Here is a 15,712-nt window from a genome sequence, read left to right as displayed (position 1 = left end):
AATGGGACGCGGATGCTGCGGGATTATAACCCACCCATGCACAGGTACTTCATTTCGAGATAATCCTCGAGGCCGTGGCGCGACCCTTCACGACCAATCCCTGATTGCTTCATTCCGCCAAAGGGTGCGGCCTCGGAGGACATGCGTCCCGTATTGATGCCGACCATTCCGTATTCGAGGGCTTCAGCCACGCGCCACACACGCTTTAGATTGGAAGCGTAGAAGTAGGCTGCAAGACCGTAAATCGTGTCATTCGCCTCGCGTACCACCTGGTCGGGATTGTTGAAGCGGATTATGGGAGCCAGCGGTCCGAAGGTTTCTTCCTGAGCAACCCGCATTGTCCTTTCGACGTCGGTGATCACCGTGGGCTCAAAGAAGGTTCCCGATTCGCCGATACGGTTGCCACCGCAACGGATCTTCCCACCCTGCCGCACAGCATCGCGAATATGATCTTCAATCTTTGCAAGCGCGCACTTATCGATCAGGGGACCGATCGAAACTTCTGGCTCGAAACCGTCACCGACGCGCAATGCACTGACGCGCTTGGTGAATTTGTCGCAGAATTCATCATACACGCTGGACTGTACGTAAAGCCGATTGGCTGAAACGCAGGTCTGGCCGGCATTCCGAAACTTTGCCTGTACCGCACCATCGACGGCAGCGTCTACGTCTGCATCATCAAAAACAATGAAAGGAGCGTTACCACCAAGTTCGAAGCTGGTTCTTTTGATCTGGTCCGAACACGCCCTCATGAGCAGCCGCCCTACGGCGGTCGACCCCGTGAAGCTAATCTTGCGGACCTTCGGGTTCGAGCAAAGTTCACGCCCAACCGCATCGCCTTCCGATGCGTAGATCAAGTTTAGAACGCCATCGGGAAAACCTGCCATCCGGGCAAGCGTGAACATAGCACCCGCGACAAGCGGTGTTTGCTCCGCGGGTTTCAGAACAATCGCGCAGCCGGCGGCAAGCGCCGGCGAAATCTTGCGAGCCACCATCGAGGCGGGAAAATTCCAAGGAGTAATGGCACCGACAACACCGATCGGCTGTTTGATTACCAGCATACGCCTGTCGTTAGAAGGCGGCGAAATCGTCTCGCCATAGATGCGATTGGCCTCCTCGGCATACCATTGGAGGTAGGCTGCAGCATGGGCGATTTCAGACTTCGCCTCTGCAAGCGGCTTACCCATTTCGGCCGTCAAAATGGCTGCAAGATCCTCGCTGTGGTCGAGGATCAGTTGGTGCCATTCCCATAAGATGTCGGAGCGCTCGCGCGCGGTGAGCGCCGCCCAATGTTCCTGCGCAGCTTCGGCCTTGTCGATTGCCAAGGAAACGTCCCGGACATCCATATCTGGAAGCTCAGCCAACAGCTCGCCTGTTGAGGGATTGAACACCGAAAAGCGCCTCGTGGCTTGCTCCGCATTCCGACCAGGCACACCGGCCAGATCGTCAAATAGCTCGGGATTTTTGAGACGTCTCGTCAGCGACTGTGTCACGGTCAAACCGTGGTCCCCCTTCATGGCTAAGTTACTAGCTGCGCTAATGTACTAATAAGCACACCTTGTGCCGGACGATCGGACGAGATCGACCGGCCCTCCGTCTTTGCAAAAGCAGCTTCCTGATTAGCCGAGAGCAATGACAGCCTCAATCTCGATTCGCGCTTCGGAAAGCTTTCACTTCATGACAGGCACACGCGGGACGGGCTCGTGAAGAGCATCGCGAACCCCTTTTGCGGTGCTGTCACGTTATTTGAGGTACGGGCGCGCAAGTTCCCGCTGTGGCTTTTCAGGCAAGCCGATAAGCAACGGCCCCTGTGGCGTCCGCTCTCGTTTTCGGTACGGAAGGTGGGAATTCTCTGCTCGGTTGTTCAATCCTTTGTGCGATCGGTGTTCCACGTTCGGCATGACCTGGCGTCTTGCCGCCCCGTAGGAGCGCAACTTGTCGGTAATCCGCTTTGGCGCGATGCCCTGGTTCTTCAGAAGCCGCATCAGCAAGCGCCTGGCAGCCTTGGTGTTGCGGCGCGTCTGGACGATCTCGTCGAGCACATAGCCCTCTTGATCGACTGCTCGCCACAGCCAGCATTTCTGACCGTTGATGCCGCACCACGACTTCATCGAGATGCCATATATCGTCCTTCGCCGGCGCCTTCCGACGTAAACGACGCGCATAGTTGGGTCCATGCTCTAAAAAGGAGTTTTCGATTTCCATCATCAACTCCAGTTCCCGAGTTGCATCCTTGCCGGGACGCTGCGCGGATGAGGTCGCTCCCATGCATGCGGTCCTACGGAACCGCGAACACCAGTTCGACCCCACCCGTTCCAACGCAAACATGCGGCGATCCTTGCAATCGACCTCGGAGAGAACCCTGAGCCCGGCAGGTGCTGCACCAACGAGGAGAGAAGGAGCCTATTGACGAAGGCGATTAGAGAACTTCCTGAGACACGATCTCCGTTCGCAACGCTGCTGGCTATGCAACCTCTGCTGCACCGCCTCAACACTGGCGCATAGCTGGTCGTTTTGCGCAAACCACTTCGTCTACTGGGCTTCTCCAACCATTTGGGAGATGGATGGGTCTATCCAAAAAACTAATTTTAACTCTCTGTGAAAGCAGCATAGCACATCCCTGCCGTGCGCCGTGATTTCTGCGCGGATATCGGTCCGGATGCCGACTCGAGTTTAGGGCTGCGCCGGAGAGGCATAACATTGGTCTCGCCCTCGTGACGAAGGCACTGCGTTGATGAGAGCCCTCATTTTGAAGGATTCGCAGGAGCAAAGAAATGCACATTCTCGATATTAACCAAATGACCCAGATCTTCGTGTATTCGCTTGAGATGGTTGTAATCTTCGCAACGTTATGCGCCGCGCTGGAGCTAACCTTTCCGGCTTATCGATACAGTTTTGCTTCATACGCTCGCGGCGTGCGAAATTATATTATTCGCCTCGGATGTGGTGCCTTTATGTGGCACTTCTACGCTGTGAGCGTGGGCTGGTTAGGGATAAAGCCGCTTGTAACGATCAATTTCGGTACGTTGCTTCACTCTGACAACGCAATCATTAATAATGGATTGGCCGTCCTTTCAGGCGTTTTGGTCGCGATTGCCGGCGACTTCTTCTACTACTGGATGCACCGCGCTCAGCATGCTGTTCCATTCCTCTGGCGCATGCACGCTACTCACCACTCGATCCGCGAATTGACGGCATGGAATTGCCATCATCACATTTCCGAGCCACTCGTTGCCGCAGGGTTGGTGTCACTACCACTCACGCTGTTCCACTTCGAATCTGGCGTAGTGCCTTTTGTTGCCATGACGCTGATTACTTTTCAGGTCCATCTTTCACACTCTAGCACCCGCATCAATCTTGGGCCGCTTCGATATATCATTGGCGACAACAAGTTCCACCGCATTCACCACTCGTTGGAACCCCATCACCAGCGCCGAAACTACGGGTTCTTTACAACTATCTGGGACACGATTTTTGCAACGGCATACTGGCCAAAAAAGAACGAGTGGCCGGAAGTTGGCCTCCGAGACCAATCCGAGCCGCTCACCGTGCGCGATTTCGTTATGTTTCCATTTGATCGACGTCGCTGGCGTAGAGCTAAAGTCGGAAGTGGTGAAAAGGCTGGGAATTAAACGAACGCAGCTTTACGCTTCTAATCCGATTGTCGAGGTCGGAACCCATCAACTGGACCTAGAAGGGGACGGATCCTTGGCGCTGGCCTTATCGGAGACGTAGGATCTGGAACTACCACAGGTGGGCAATGCGCGGACGACTGGCCTGCCACGGGTAGTTTCCCCCACCTGAGGAGTCCGGCCTCGATTGAAGGACGGACTGATGAAGAGAAAGCGGTTTACGGAAGAGAGCAGATCATCGCGGTTCTGCGTGAGCATGAGGCGGGAGCAAAGGCGGGCGACCTGGCGCGCAAGCATGGGATCTCCGAGGCGACGCTGTATAACTGGAAGGCGAAGTATGACGGGATGGACGTCTCCGATGCCAAACGGCTGAAAGCCTTGGAAGACGAGAACGCAAAGCTGAAGCGCGAGCCCCAAACCTTTTCCGACCGGCTCCATTCCAAAAAAAGGGGGCGGCATTGCTGCCGCCCTTCGAGATTGGTGAGAGGCGCGGACCTTAGAAATCCATGCCGCCCATGCCGCCCATGCCGCCCATGCCGCCGCCGCCCATGCCGCCAGTCATGCCGCCGCCAGCCGACTCCTTCTTCGGAGCCTCGGCGATCATGGCTTCGGTGGTGACCAGCAGGCCGGCGACCGAGGCCGCGTCCTGGAGAGCCGTGCGCACGACCTTGACCGGATCGATGATGCCCATGGCGATCATGTCGCCATATTCGCCGGTCTGGGCGTTGAAACCGAAGGTCGCGCCCTTGTTCTCGAGGATCTTGCCGGCAACGATCGAGGCTTCTGCACCGGCGTTGGCCGCGATCTGGCGGGCCGGAGCCTGCAGCGCACGACGCACGATGTTGATGCCGGCGGCCTGGTCGGAGTTGACGCCGACAGCGTTGATGGTCAGCGACGCGCGCAGCAGGGCAACGCCGCCGCCGGCAACGATGCCTTCTTCCACGGCCGCGCGGGTCGCGTTCAGAGCGTCATCGACGCGGTCCTTCTTTTCCTTGACTTCGACTTCCGTCGCGCCGCCGACGCGGATGACGGCAACGCCGCCCGCGAGCTTCGCGAGACGTTCCTGCAGCTTCTCCTTGTCGTAGTCCGAGGTGGTCTCCTCGATCTGCTGCTTGATCTGGGCGACGCGGCCCTGGATCTCTTCCTTCTTGCCGGCGCCGTCGACGATGGTGGTGTTTTCCTTGGAGATCGACACCTTCTTGGCGCGGCCGAGCATGTTGAGGCCGACGTTCTCGAGCTTGATGCCGAGGTCTTCGGAAATGACCTGGCCACCGGTCAGGATGGCGATGTCTTCCAGCATGGCCTTGCGGCGATCACCGAAGCCCGGCGCCTTGACGGCGGCGATCTTCAGGCCGCCACGCAGCTTGTTGACGACCAGCGTGGCCAGAGCCTCGCCTTCGACGTCTTCCGAGATGATGAGCAGCGGCTTCGAGGTCTGCACGACGGCTTCGAGAACCGGCAGCATGGCCTGGAGGTTGGAGAGCTTCTTCTCGTGGAGCAGGATGTAGGCGTCCTCGAGATCGGCAACCATCTTGTCGGCGTTGGTGACGAAGTAGGGCGAGAGATAGCCGCGATCGAACTGCATGCCTTCGACGACTTCGAGTTCGGTCTCGGCGGTCTTGGCTTCCTCGACCGTGATGACGCCTTCGTTGCCGACCTTCTGCATCGCTTCCGCGATCATGGCGCCGACCGACTCGTCGCCGTTGCCGGCGATCGTGCCGACCTGGGCAACCTCTTCCGAGGTCTTGATCTTCTTGGCGTTCTTGATCAGCGTCGCGACGACGTCGGTGACGGCGAGGTCGATGCCGCGCTTCAGGTCCATCGGGTTCATGCCGGCGGCAACCGCCTTGTGGCCTTCCTGGACGATCGACTGCGCCAGAACGGTCGCGGTCGTGGTGCCGTCGCCGGCAATGTCGTTGGTCTTCGAAGCAACTTCGCGGACCATCTGTGCGCCCATGTTTTCGAACTTGTCTTCGAGCTCGATTTCCTTGGCGACGGTGACGCCGTCCTTGGTGATGCGCGGGGCGCCGAACGACTTGTCGATGACGACGTTGCGGCCCTTCGGACCCAGCGTGACCTTCACCGCGTCGGCGAGGATGTTGACACCGCGCAGCATGCGCTCGCGGGCATCACGGGAGAATTTTACGTCTTTGGCAGCCATTTTGTACTCCTGGGCATTTCGCCCGAAATTCAGATTGGATGGTACGGATGAAAGGCGGCGGCGTGTTAGCCGATGATGCCCATGATGTCGGCTTCCTTCATGATCAGAAGGTCTTCGCCATTGAGCTTGACTTCGGTGCCCGACCACTTGCCGAACAGGATGCGGTCGCCAGCCTTGACGTCCAGGGGAACCAGCTTGCCGGCTTCGTCACGAGCACCGGAGCCGACGGCGATGATCTCGCCTTCCTGCGGCTTTTCCTTTGCCGTATCCGGGATGATGATCCCGCCGGCGGTCTTGGATTCGGATTCGACCCGGCGTACGACCACGCGGTCATGAAGCGGGCGGAACTTCGACTTTGCCATTTTTTCTTCCTCGATGAGAACGGTGGGAAAAGCGTCCGGCAGCGCCGGACAACCTACAAAGCTCGGCTATGCCGGACCTACTGTTAGCACTCACCAAGGACGAGTGCTAACATGGTGACGGCATAAGGCCTAGGCTGGGGCTAGTCAAGACAAGAGGTGGGCGATCACGATATTCCGGGCGATGCAGGCCTGAAAGAGTTCGAGCGAATCGATGGTGTTCGGAAGCTCGGCCCGAAAGATAATATCCGCCCTTTCGGATCGCTAACCCCTTGGGCCTTCAGCGATGCGCAAGCGCCGTTTCGTTGCACCGGAGAGAGCGAGTGTGAGGCGCTGAGCATCTAGTAGCGACCGAGACGTGCCCAGCTTTTGCGTGGGGTGGCCATGCGGGATGTCTCCTGTAGCATTATCGCCCGCACCAGAGGCTTGCCCGTTTATTGGACTGTATTTCTATCCATAGGGTGGATGCATCTCATCGAAACAAACGATTTTCTCAATCTTCCGGAATCTCGCATTGACAGCACCTCACACGTCCTGATTGCCCGCTACCCTCATCGTGTGACAACTGCGAAAAAAGAGCCTGAAAGGAGAAGATCTTTCCATGAGCTCAGACGTGCGATGGAAGTTGCCGCGGGAAAATGAGCTGCAGTTGGATGCCAACGCCTCAGAGCAACCGGAACTCATCCGGTCTCCATAATCCGATTGGTGTTGGTGGGTTGCACAAGCCTGGTCAGGGACGATTTTTGCGACGTGACTGGCAGAGGTATGGCGCCGCACCCACGTCAAAAGGCATTGCTATGGAAAGGAACACAATGGCTGATCAACTCGCAACGGAAATCATTGCCACGATCAAGAACCGCGTCGAATCGGAGAGCGGCGAGAGTGCGTCCATCATCGGCGAAATAACGACTGCCACGGAACTGACCTCGCTCGGAGTCGATTCGCTGGGTCTGGCGGATCTCCTCTGGGATGTGGAGCAGGCCTACGACATCAAGATCGACATGAACGCGGCGGATGCCTGGTCGAATCTCAAGAATGTCGGCGACATGGTGGAAGCTGTCCGCGGTTTGCTCGCGAAGGGGGTCTGATTGGACAGGCGAGTCGTCATTACTGGGATGGGCGGGCTTTGCGGCCTAGGCAACAACGCCGCCTCTATCTGAAAAGAGATGCGCGAAGGTCGCTCCGCCATCCGCCCGATGGTCACTTCTGCGCTTCATGAGATGAAGGGCACTGTCGGTACCGAGATCAAGGAGCTGCCCAAGCACGACATCGGCCGCAACCAGCTCGTCTCCATGGACCGCCACAGCTTGCTCGCTGTGCTTGCAGCGCGCGAAGCCATGCAACACGCCGGACTTTCCTGCCATGAGGGAAATCCGTATCGCTTCGGCGCGACAGTGGGCGTCTGCGGCTGGGGAACGGTCGAAGAAACCTACCGCGACCTCCTTTTGGGCGGGGCGAAGCGTGCTGGCATTTACACTGCACCAAGGGGGTTGCCAGCGCCGCTGCCAGCCAGGTCAGCATGAGTCTCGGCCTGCGCGGCCCGGTCTTTGCCATCGCCTCCGCATGCGCATCAGCCAACCATGCGATCGCTTCGGCCGCGGATCAGATCAGGCTCGGCCGGGCCGACGGGATGCTTGCCGGAGGCGCCGAAGCGCCGCTCGTATGCCTTCAGATGAAGGCATGGGAAGCAATGCGCGCGCTCGCTCCGGATACTTGCCGGCCCTTCTCCGCCGACAGGAAGGGAGTGGTGATAGGCGAGGGTGCGGGCATGGCCGTGCTGGAAAGCTATGAGCATGCCGCCGTACGCGGTGCCACAATGCTTGCCGAGATCGCAGGCATCGGCCTTTCCGGCGACGCCTTCCACATCGTCGCGCCGTCTATCGAGGGGCCGGAGGCCGCGATGCGCGCTTGCCTTGCCGACGACGGGCTGAATGCCGAGGACGTGGACTACCTCAACGCCCACGGCACCGGCACCAAGGCCAACGATCAGACCGAGACGGCGGCGATCAAGCGCGTCTTCGGAGACTATGCCTATTCGATGTCGGTCTCGTCCACCAAGTCCATGCACGCGCATTGCCTGGGCGCAGCGAGCGCACTTGAAATGATCGCCTCCGTGATGGCGATCCGGGAGGGCGTCGTGCCGCCGACCGCTAATTATCGCGAGCCAGATCCCGATTGCGATCTCGACGTCACGCCCAATGCGGCGCGCGAGCGCAAAGTGCGCGTGGCACTGAGCAACGCCTTCGCCATGGGCGGCATGAACGCAGTTCTGGCGTTCAAGCAGGTGTAAAAGCGATGCGAGATGCCTCCAGTGACTCTATCTTCGGATCCAAATGCTTGCCGGATCACGATTGTGAAGGACCTGCCCCTTGGACCGCCTCGGTGAATGCGCCAAGTGGCAGCGGAAGCTGGACAAGCCGGGCCCCATTTTTTGGTAAAATTCTCAACTGTTGAAGCGACGTGGACGTACCGCTACCCGGAAGGTTAAGCGAGGCCCTTCGAGTCCGGCTCGAGGGCCTGTCCAAAGCTGTACCCGATAATGTCTGGAAGGCGCATGGCCGCCAGTGACCGCTTCCGTGCGAAGCCGGTCCTTAGAAAGGGAATCGATAAATGTTTGATCTGACCGGCCGCAACGCGCTCGTCACCGGAGCAAGCGGTGGAATCGGCGAGGCCGTGGCGCGGGCGCTGCACGCGCAGGGCGCAACCGTCGGCCTGCACGGCACGCGTGTCGAAAAACTCGAGGTGTTGGCTGCCGAGCTTGGCGGGCGGACAAGACTGTTTCCGGCGAACCTCTCGAACCGTGACGAGGTCAAGGCGCTGGGCGCAAACGCGGAAGCCGAACTCGAAGGCGTCGACATACTGGTCAACAATGCCGGCATCACCAAGGACGGGCTTTTTATCCGCATGTCGGACGCGGACTGGGACGCGGTACTCGAGGTCAACCTGACCGCCGTGGTCCGGCTCACCCGCGAACTGACCCATTCGATGATGCGCCGCCGCAACGGCCGCATCATCAACATCACCTCGGTGTCCGGCGTAACCGGCAATCCCGGCCAGGCGAACTATTGCGCGTCAAAGGCTGGCATGATCGGCATGTCGAAATCGCTGGCGCAGGAGATCGCGACACGCGGCGTGACGGTGAACTGCGTGGCGCCGGGCTTCATCGAATCGGCCATGACCGACAAGCTGAACGACAAGCAGAAAGAAGCGATCATGGCCGCCATTCCGGCCAGGCGCATGGGCACCGGCGTGGAAGTCGCCTCGGCTGTGGTCTACCTGGCCTCGAACGAGGCCGCCTACATCACCGGCCAGACCATTCATGTGAACGGCGGCATGGCAATGATTTAGCCTCAAAAGTTCAGTGCGCCCCGATGACGCGTATCAACAGTGGAGGAAGTCCCACCCATAGCTGTCGGTTGGTCTGGCAACTGACGAGCGGGTCGGTCGGGCAACTGGCCGGGTCGAAGCCTCGTGATAAAGGCCGCCTTGGGGCCGAGGCTAGACAAGCTCTTTGAAACGCATGCTTTCCTATCCATAGCGTGGATGCATTCATCGAAACAAAGGATTTTGCCCATTCTGCAGAACGTCGCATAGTAAGATTTCAAAGATGTAAGCCAAAGGTAATTATCGATGTTTGTATTGGCTCCGAGCAGTATTTTTCTGGTGTACGCCTTCCGGTGTGCTCGGAACACAACCGAGTCGCATGTTCATTGCGGCTAGTTTCTTCGGTGACCTGCGCAAGCTACATCGAGCCGGCTCGATGCGACAAGCGTCCTCCTGCTAGGCGCTTCCCCAACAAAACAGCAACAATGATGAGGTCTTTCCATGTGCTCTGACGTGCGGTGGAGGTTGTGCTGGGAAAATGAGTTGCAACAGGCCGACCATGTCGAACTCTCCGAGTTTTTCCGAAAGACCTACGGACCGACTGGGGCCTTCAACGCAGAGCCATTCGAAGGCGGCCGTAGCTGGGCCGGTGCGAGGCCGGAGCTCCGCGCAATCAGCTACGACGCGCACGGCGTAGCGGGTCATATCGGCATACTACGCCGCTTCATCAAAGTTGACGAGGTCGAGCTCCTGGTGGCCGACCTGGGGTTGTACGGGGTGCGACCGGATCTTGAGGGACAAGGGATCAGTCATTCAATGCGCCTTGTATATCCAGTGTTGCAGCAGCTTGGGGTTCCATTCGCTTTCGGCACCGTTCGGCACGCGATGCGGAACCATATGGAGAGGTTCTGCAGAGACGGCCTGGCGGCGATTGTGTCGGGCGTTCGTGTGCGGTCCACTCTCGCAGATGTGTATCTCGACCTGCCGACCACGCGCGTCGAGGACGTGCTCGTCGTGGTTGTGCCGATTGGACGCTCGATGAGTGAGTGGCCATCCGGCACCCTGATCGTTCGGAACGGTCCGGAGCTATGAAACATCTTGAAGGTGCCGGGTGATGGCGCTGAGGACAAGAGCGGCGGTTTTTTTGAAGAGCTACTCGGACTGAATACGCGTTCCCATTACCGTTAGCTGTGGATAACAAGGCTGAATTAACATGCAAAATCTGCGCATCTAAGTCGATCCGAGCACGAGGTTGCACGCGCACGGATTTTGCGGACCTGAATCGCCGTCACCCTGAAATCGACAAGGCATCGGCTATCCCAAAATCGGGGCTTGACGTTACGTAAGGTCCCGTGTTTTCCGATGTGCGGGAACGACTTCCAGTCTCAGCCCAAGGGCGACGAAAATGAGGGGCAGCAATGGTGGCTGGCGAACCTAATGACGTGCGCGTCAAGCGTTGTGGTGGGGGATGGGTTGTTCATATTGTCGAGGACGGCAAACTGACAGTTCTTCGGTTCAAGACACAGTCTCCCGCCGAAAATTTCGCCGATGGCCAACGAGCCAGGCTCGGTCTTGCTGCCAAGCCACCGATCGAGGAACCTGATATGTAACCGATCAGGCGTCAGATGGCTGGTGGCCTTTGGGCGCCGGCGGGAAACACTTTGCCGAAGGCCCACCCCAATGCTGCTTGCGGCCGTTCGGCTAGCCATATTCGCGATGATTGGTTGATGCGGAAGACGGTGGCCTGCTTGATCGACACGGCGGCAAAGATCATGAAAGCCAGGTCGTCAACGACCCAGCCGCGGCGCTTGAGAAAGCAGCAAGAATTGCTAGCCGCCACCGCCTAAGACAAGGGTTCACACATGCAAACCGCTGTTCGCGGATCAGCAGCTGCGAGACATTGCGCCATCCCACGAACGCCCACGGTGCCCAAGGCGCAGTGGGCATCGGCCTTTCGAAGCTGAGCGCCAGCAACTTCGTCGAGTCTTAGACTAGACGCTCTTCAGTGCCGAACACGTTGCAACGGGCGAAGAGGCTCGCACATCTGTGGAGCGCGGCTCACGCCCCGGAGACCAGGGCAGGAATGAGCAAGGGCTCATCCGCCTCGTCAAGAATGGAGAAACTGTAACGGCCGTCTGTGTCAATATCGACGGAGTAGCTCAGGCGGTCGAGTATGTGGTTATCCTGGTCGAACGTGACGATCCGCGGCTTCAGCGAAGTGATATGCGCTTCGTCCAGGTAGATGGAGTTGCAGACGATAATCTCGTCGTCGGGCTGACAGGTGCGAGCCGCCGCTCCGTTGAGGATGCAGCACCGTGAACCGCGCTCGCCGAGGATGACATAGGTCGAAATCCGCGCTCCGGAATTCTTGTTCCATATCTCCACGAATTCCATGGGCAGGATTCCGGCTGCCTCGCAGTGGTCGGGGTCGAGCGTTATCGAACCATGGTAGTTGAGGTTCGCTTCGGTGACGTGAATGCCGTGCAGCTTGCCGGCCACTATTTTTCGCATTGGTTCTGTTGTCCTCATCATCATACAAGGTGAATCTTGGCAGCTGGTTCGCTCGGCTAAATTCCGACGACGAGGGCACCGCCGCTGAGGCCCGCGCCCGCCGCCGCCAGAAGAATTTTCTCGCCCGGCCGAAACGGCTGCATCCGATGGGCCAGCGACAGCGAGAGCGGGATCGTTGCGGCGGAAGAATTGCCATAGTCGGCGATCGTCTTGACGATCGCGTGATCGGCTATGCCTAGGTTCCTCCCGACCGCGTCGAAAATGCGGGCGTTGGCCTGATGCGGCACGAACCGATCGATATCCTGCGGCCGCATTTGGGCTGTAGCGAGCGCGTCCTCCGAGCAGGCAGTCATCATCTCGACCGCCTTGCCGAACACTTCACGGCCGTCGGTGATCGTCATGCGGATCTGCTCGAGATCGAGGTCGCCATGGAACGGTCTGTTGCTTCCTCCCGCCGGAATCTGGATCAGCCCGTAGCGCGAGCCGTCGGAATCCACCGAAGCGCCGAGAATGCCTCGATCCGGGTCATCGCACGGACCAATCACCACGGCGCCGGCGGCATCGGCAAACAGCACGGCGCTGGCGCGCTCGGCCGGATTGATGCGGCGGCTGAGGATGTTAGCAGCAATGACAAGGCTCGCTTTGCCGTGGAGGCGGGTAAAGCCTTCGGCAAACATCAGCGCATAGATGAAGCCGGCGCAGGCACCGGTCAGATCGATCGCTCCAGCACGACCCAGTCCCAGCCGATGTGCGACCAGTGGCGCGCTCGGCGGCAGGAGGTGATCGGGTGTCGAGGTGGCGAGCAACAGCAGGCCGATGTCGCTCCGGTTGATGCCCGCATTTGCCAGCGCCATGTCGCCGGCATGCGCGGCAAGGCCCGACAGCGTGTCTTCGTCCGTTGCCCAGAAGCGCGACCGAATCCCGGTGCGCCGCTCGATCCAGCCGGGTTCAAGCCCGAGACGATCTTCGATTTCCGGGTTCTCCACCTTGCGCGCGGGCGCATGATGACCAAACCCGAGAATGCGCGACGACCGGCTCATGGCTTTGAGCCGAAGCGTTCGCCGGCCTCCTCGATGGCGTCATAGAGCCCGTCCAACTCGTCTCCGGTGATGCAATAGGGTGGCAGAAGATAGAGGACATTGCCGAGCGGGCGCACAAGCAGGCCGCGCTCAAGGAAGAATGCGCGCAGTTTTGGCCCGATTTCGGCCAGATAGCCGGCAGAGTCGGTACGCAGATCGAGGGCGGCGATCGTGCCGGTCGCCCGGCTGTCGGAGAAATATGGATTGTCCCGGAAGCGTTGAAGCCCGGCGGCCTGCTTCGCGCTCAGGGCCGCGATCCGCTCGGCCACCGGCTCGTCCTGCCAGATCTCGATATTGGCAAGCGCTGCCGCGCAGGCGATCGGATTGGCGGTGTAGGAGCTCGAGTGGAAAAAGGTCTTCTTGCGGTCCTCGGAATAGTGAGCCTGGAAGATGGCGTCAGTGGCAAGTGTGGCGGCCAGCGGGATGGCACCGCCGGTCAAGCCCTTCGAGGTGCACAGGATATCAGGAGATATGGACGCCTGCTCGCAGGCAAACATGGTTCCGGTGCGTCCCCAGCCGGTCATAACCTCGTCTGCGATCAAGAGCGTGCCGGAGGCCTCAGTGATCTTCTTCAATTCAGCCAGAACCGAAGCCGGATACATCAGCATGCCGCCAGCGCCGAGCACGAGCGGCTCGACGATCAGCGCGGCGACGCGCCGGTCGCGGCTGACGGCCTCGAAACGATCCAGCGTTTCCTGCTCGCGGCCGGCGGCCGGGAAGGGGATGGTGTCGACCTCAAAGAGCAAAGGCTCGTAGGCGGCGTTGAACACGCCGCGGGCGCCGACGCTCATCGTGCCGATGGTGTCGCCATGGTAGCTGTGCTCCATGACGGCAATGCGCGAGCGCGGCGCGCCGAGGTTGCGGAAATAGCCGAGCGCCATTTTCAACGCGACTTCGACGGAGGTCGAGCCGCTGTCGGAATAGAACACCCGGTCGAGGCCGGGCGGGGCGAGGCCGACAAGCGCCTCTGCCAGCTGCTCGGCCGGCTCGTGGGTGAAGCCGGCGAAGATGATCTGGTCGAGGCTCGACGCGGTCGTCTCGATGGCCTTCATGATGCGGGGATGGCGGTGGCCATGGGTGACGACCCACCAGGAGGAAATCGCGTCCAGGATGCGGGAGCCGTCGGCCTTGTGAAGATAGGCGCCTTCCGTCCGGACAATCTCGGGGATTGCCGGCTCGAGCGCGTGCTGGGTGAAGGGATGCCAGACTCGAGACTGCGTCATCATTCGCCTCCTGCGATCGCTGTGAGGTCGAAGCCGGCAACCATCGCTTCCCTCAGCGCCTCACTTGTCAGCGGATCGAGAAGCGGCAGTCTGCCAAGCTGGCGCACGCCGCTGAATTCCACGATCGTCCTCTGCGTATCGGCCACCTCATCGCCGATGAAGGCGATGCCGATGAGCGGGATGGAACGGGCCCTGAGCGCTTCGATCGACAGCAAGGTGTGATTGATCGTGCCGAGCGTGGTGCGGGCGCACAGAATGACCGGCATCCGCCACTGTGCGAATATGTCGACGAACTTGGTGCGCCGGTTGAGCGGCACCATCAGTCCCCCGGCACCTTCGATGACGATCGGACCCGGCAAGTCCGGAAGCGAGAGCTTTGCCACGTCTATCGCGACGCCGTCGAGTTCGGCTGAACGATGCGGCGACAGCGGCTCCTTCAGGCGATACACTTCGGGCAGGACGCGCCCCATCGGCAGGCCGGCGAGCCGTTCCACAACCTCGCTGTCGGTTTCGCCGTCGAGGCCCGATTGCACCGGCTTCCAGTAGAAACCGTCGAGCAGGCCGGCGAGTCCTGCCGAAAACACTGTCTTGCCAATTCCGGTATCTGTTCCGGTGACGACGATGCGCTTGGTCATGTCGGCTCCGGTCATGTTTGGGCCAACACCTCAACGAGCGCCTCGACCATGGCGGAAATGTCGGCTGCGCCGACGTTGAGCGTCAGCGAAATGCGCAGCCGCGACGTGCCCTCGGGAACGGTCGGCGGACGAATGCCACGTATGTCGAAACCGCGAGCCTGCAATGCCGCCGCCACCGCCATGGTGCGCCTGTTGTCGCCGATGACAAAGGGCTGGATCTGCGAGCCGCTGGGTACCACGCCGCAACGCTCGGCCAGTTGGCGGCCCGCGAAGGCAACGCGTTCCTGCAACTGAACGCGGCGCACGGGCTCGTCGGACAGCATGGCGAGCGCTTCGCGCACTGCCACTGCCATCAGTGGCGATGGCGCGGTGGCGTAGATGAATGGCCGGCAGCGATTGACGAGATAGTCGCACAGCGTTCGTGGTGCGGTGACAAGCGCGCCGGAGGCGCCAAGCGCCTTGCCGCATGTATGGAGCGCGATGATGTTGTCACGGCCCTCGAACGCGGCGGCCAGCCCCCGGCCGTCCGGCCCCCAGACACCCGTGGCGTGCGCCTCGTCGACCACGATGAATGCTTCATGCCGATCGGCAAGCGCGACGAGGCTCTCCATCGGCGCGCAGTCGCCATCCATGCTGTAGAGGCTTTCGACGGCGATCCAGACGCTGCCCATGCCGCCGTCGGCGCGCCAGCGGGTGATCGCATCCTCGACGGCATCGACGTCGTTGTGCGCGGTGAGCTTGAACTCGGCGCGGCCACCGCGGGCCCCCTCATGCATGCTGGCATGAGC

General features: G+C 60.1%; 13 protein-coding genes and 3 pseudogenes. 6 read left to right on the top strand and 10 right to left on the bottom strand.

Annotated elements, in window-relative coordinates:
* Positions 1-23: 23 nt before the first annotated feature.
* Together C1D09_RS12905 and C1D09_RS12900 are read right to left on the bottom strand one after the other, a co-directional pair.
* On the bottom strand, positions 24-1,517 hold the full coding sequence (locus C1D09_RS12905) for an NAD-dependent succinate-semialdehyde dehydrogenase (RefSeq protein WP_051355484.1): 1,494 nt from the start codon (positions 1,515-1,517) through the stop codon (positions 24-26).
* 291 nt (positions 1,518-1,808) lie between these two features.
* Positions 1,809-2,175: pseudogene (locus tag C1D09_RS12900) on the bottom strand (IS6 family transposase); the annotation flags it as partial.
* Positions 2,176-2,774: 599 nt separating this feature from the next.
* Here C1D09_RS12900 and C1D09_RS12895 point away from each other — a divergent pair.
* Both C1D09_RS12895 and C1D09_RS12890 read left to right on the top strand, forming a co-directional pair.
* Positions 2,775-3,632: a sterol desaturase family protein gene (locus C1D09_RS12895; protein WP_097576030.1), complete on the top strand. Its 858-nt coding sequence runs from the start codon at positions 2,775-2,777 to the stop codon at positions 3,630-3,632.
* A gap of 202 nt (positions 3,633-3,834) precedes the next feature.
* Positions 3,835-4,040, top strand: a pseudogene (locus tag C1D09_RS12890) (transposase); the annotation flags it as partial.
* 88 nt (positions 4,041-4,128) lie between these two features.
* Here the strand turns inward: C1D09_RS12890 and groL are convergent.
* Together groL and groES are read right to left on the bottom strand one after the other, a co-directional pair.
* Positions 4,129-5,793, bottom strand: a complete 1,665-nt coding sequence (groL, locus tag C1D09_RS12885) for a chaperonin GroEL (RefSeq protein WP_143974689.1) — start codon at positions 5,791-5,793, stop codon at positions 4,129-4,131.
* A 65-nt stretch (positions 5,794-5,858) separates the two neighbouring features.
* Entirely contained in the window at positions 5,859-6,155 is a 297-nt protein-coding gene (gene groES / locus C1D09_RS12880) for a co-chaperone GroES (RefSeq protein ID WP_006333965.1), read from the bottom strand.
* 809 nt (positions 6,156-6,964) lie between these two features.
* Between groES and C1D09_RS12875 the strand changes: the two genes are divergently transcribed.
* The 4 genes and pseudogenes from C1D09_RS12875 to C1D09_RS12860 all read left to right on the top strand — a co-directional run bounded on the left by C1D09_RS12875 (position 6,965) and on the right by C1D09_RS12860 (position 10,568).
* The gene (locus C1D09_RS12875; RefSeq protein WP_097576709.1) at positions 6,965-7,240 is read left to right on the top strand and encodes an acyl carrier protein; all 276 of its coding nucleotides are present in this window, start codon (positions 6,965-6,967) and stop codon (positions 7,238-7,240) included.
* Positions 7,241-8,442 (top strand): annotated as a pseudogene (locus tag C1D09_RS34210) (beta-ketoacyl-[acyl-carrier-protein] synthase family protein).
* Between the two features lie 320 nt (positions 8,443-8,762).
* A complete protein-coding gene (gene fabG, locus C1D09_RS12865; RefSeq protein WP_143974688.1) occupies positions 8,763-9,500 on the top strand; it encodes a 3-oxoacyl-[acyl-carrier-protein] reductase in 738 nt (245 codons plus the stop codon).
* 477 nt (positions 9,501-9,977) lie between these two features.
* Positions 9,978-10,568 carry a NodA family N-acyltransferase gene (locus C1D09_RS12860; RefSeq protein WP_027056586.1) on the top strand — a complete coding sequence of 197 codons (591 nt, stop codon included), beginning with the start codon at positions 9,978-9,980 and terminating at the stop codon, positions 10,566-10,568.
* A 529-nt stretch (positions 10,569-11,097) separates the two neighbouring features.
* Here C1D09_RS12860 and C1D09_RS33120 read toward each other — a convergent pair.
* The 6 genes from C1D09_RS33120 to C1D09_RS12830 all read right to left on the bottom strand — a co-directional run.
* Positions 11,098-11,250, bottom strand: coding sequence for a hypothetical protein (locus tag C1D09_RS33120; RefSeq protein ID WP_167514588.1), 153 nt, complete (start codon positions 11,248-11,250; stop codon positions 11,098-11,100).
* A 284-nt stretch (positions 11,251-11,534) separates the two neighbouring features.
* On the bottom strand, positions 11,535-11,987 hold the full coding sequence (panD, locus tag C1D09_RS12850) for an aspartate 1-decarboxylase (RefSeq protein ID WP_143974687.1): 453 nt from the start codon (positions 11,985-11,987) through the stop codon (positions 11,535-11,537).
* Positions 11,988-12,043: 56 nt separating this feature from the next.
* Entirely contained in the window at positions 12,044-13,027 is a 984-nt protein-coding gene (locus tag C1D09_RS12845; protein ID WP_027056584.1) for a beta-ketoacyl-ACP synthase III, read from the bottom strand.
* Positions 13,024-14,289 (bottom strand): adenosylmethionine--8-amino-7-oxononanoate transaminase, encoded by a 1,266-nt coding sequence (locus tag C1D09_RS12840; RefSeq protein WP_109671403.1) that lies wholly within the window; start codon positions 14,287-14,289, stop codon positions 13,024-13,026. Before C1D09_RS12840 ends, C1D09_RS12845 begins: the two co-directional genes overlap by 4 nt.
* Positions 14,289-14,924, bottom strand: coding sequence for a dethiobiotin synthase (bioD, locus tag C1D09_RS12835; protein ID WP_143974702.1), 636 nt, complete (start codon positions 14,922-14,924; stop codon positions 14,289-14,291). Before bioD ends, C1D09_RS12840 begins: the two co-directional genes overlap by 1 nt.
* Positions 14,925-14,935: 11 nt before the next feature.
* Positions 14,936-15,712, bottom strand: a 777-nt coding sequence (locus C1D09_RS12830) for an 8-amino-7-oxononanoate synthase (protein WP_143974686.1), incomplete at its 5' end; no start/stop codon positions are given.

This window comes from Mesorhizobium intechi (assembly GCF_002879535.1).
Classification (GTDB): domain Bacteria; phylum Pseudomonadota; class Alphaproteobacteria; order Rhizobiales; family Rhizobiaceae; genus Mesorhizobium; species Mesorhizobium intechi.
This window is presented reverse-complemented; position numbering and strand designations above follow the sequence as displayed.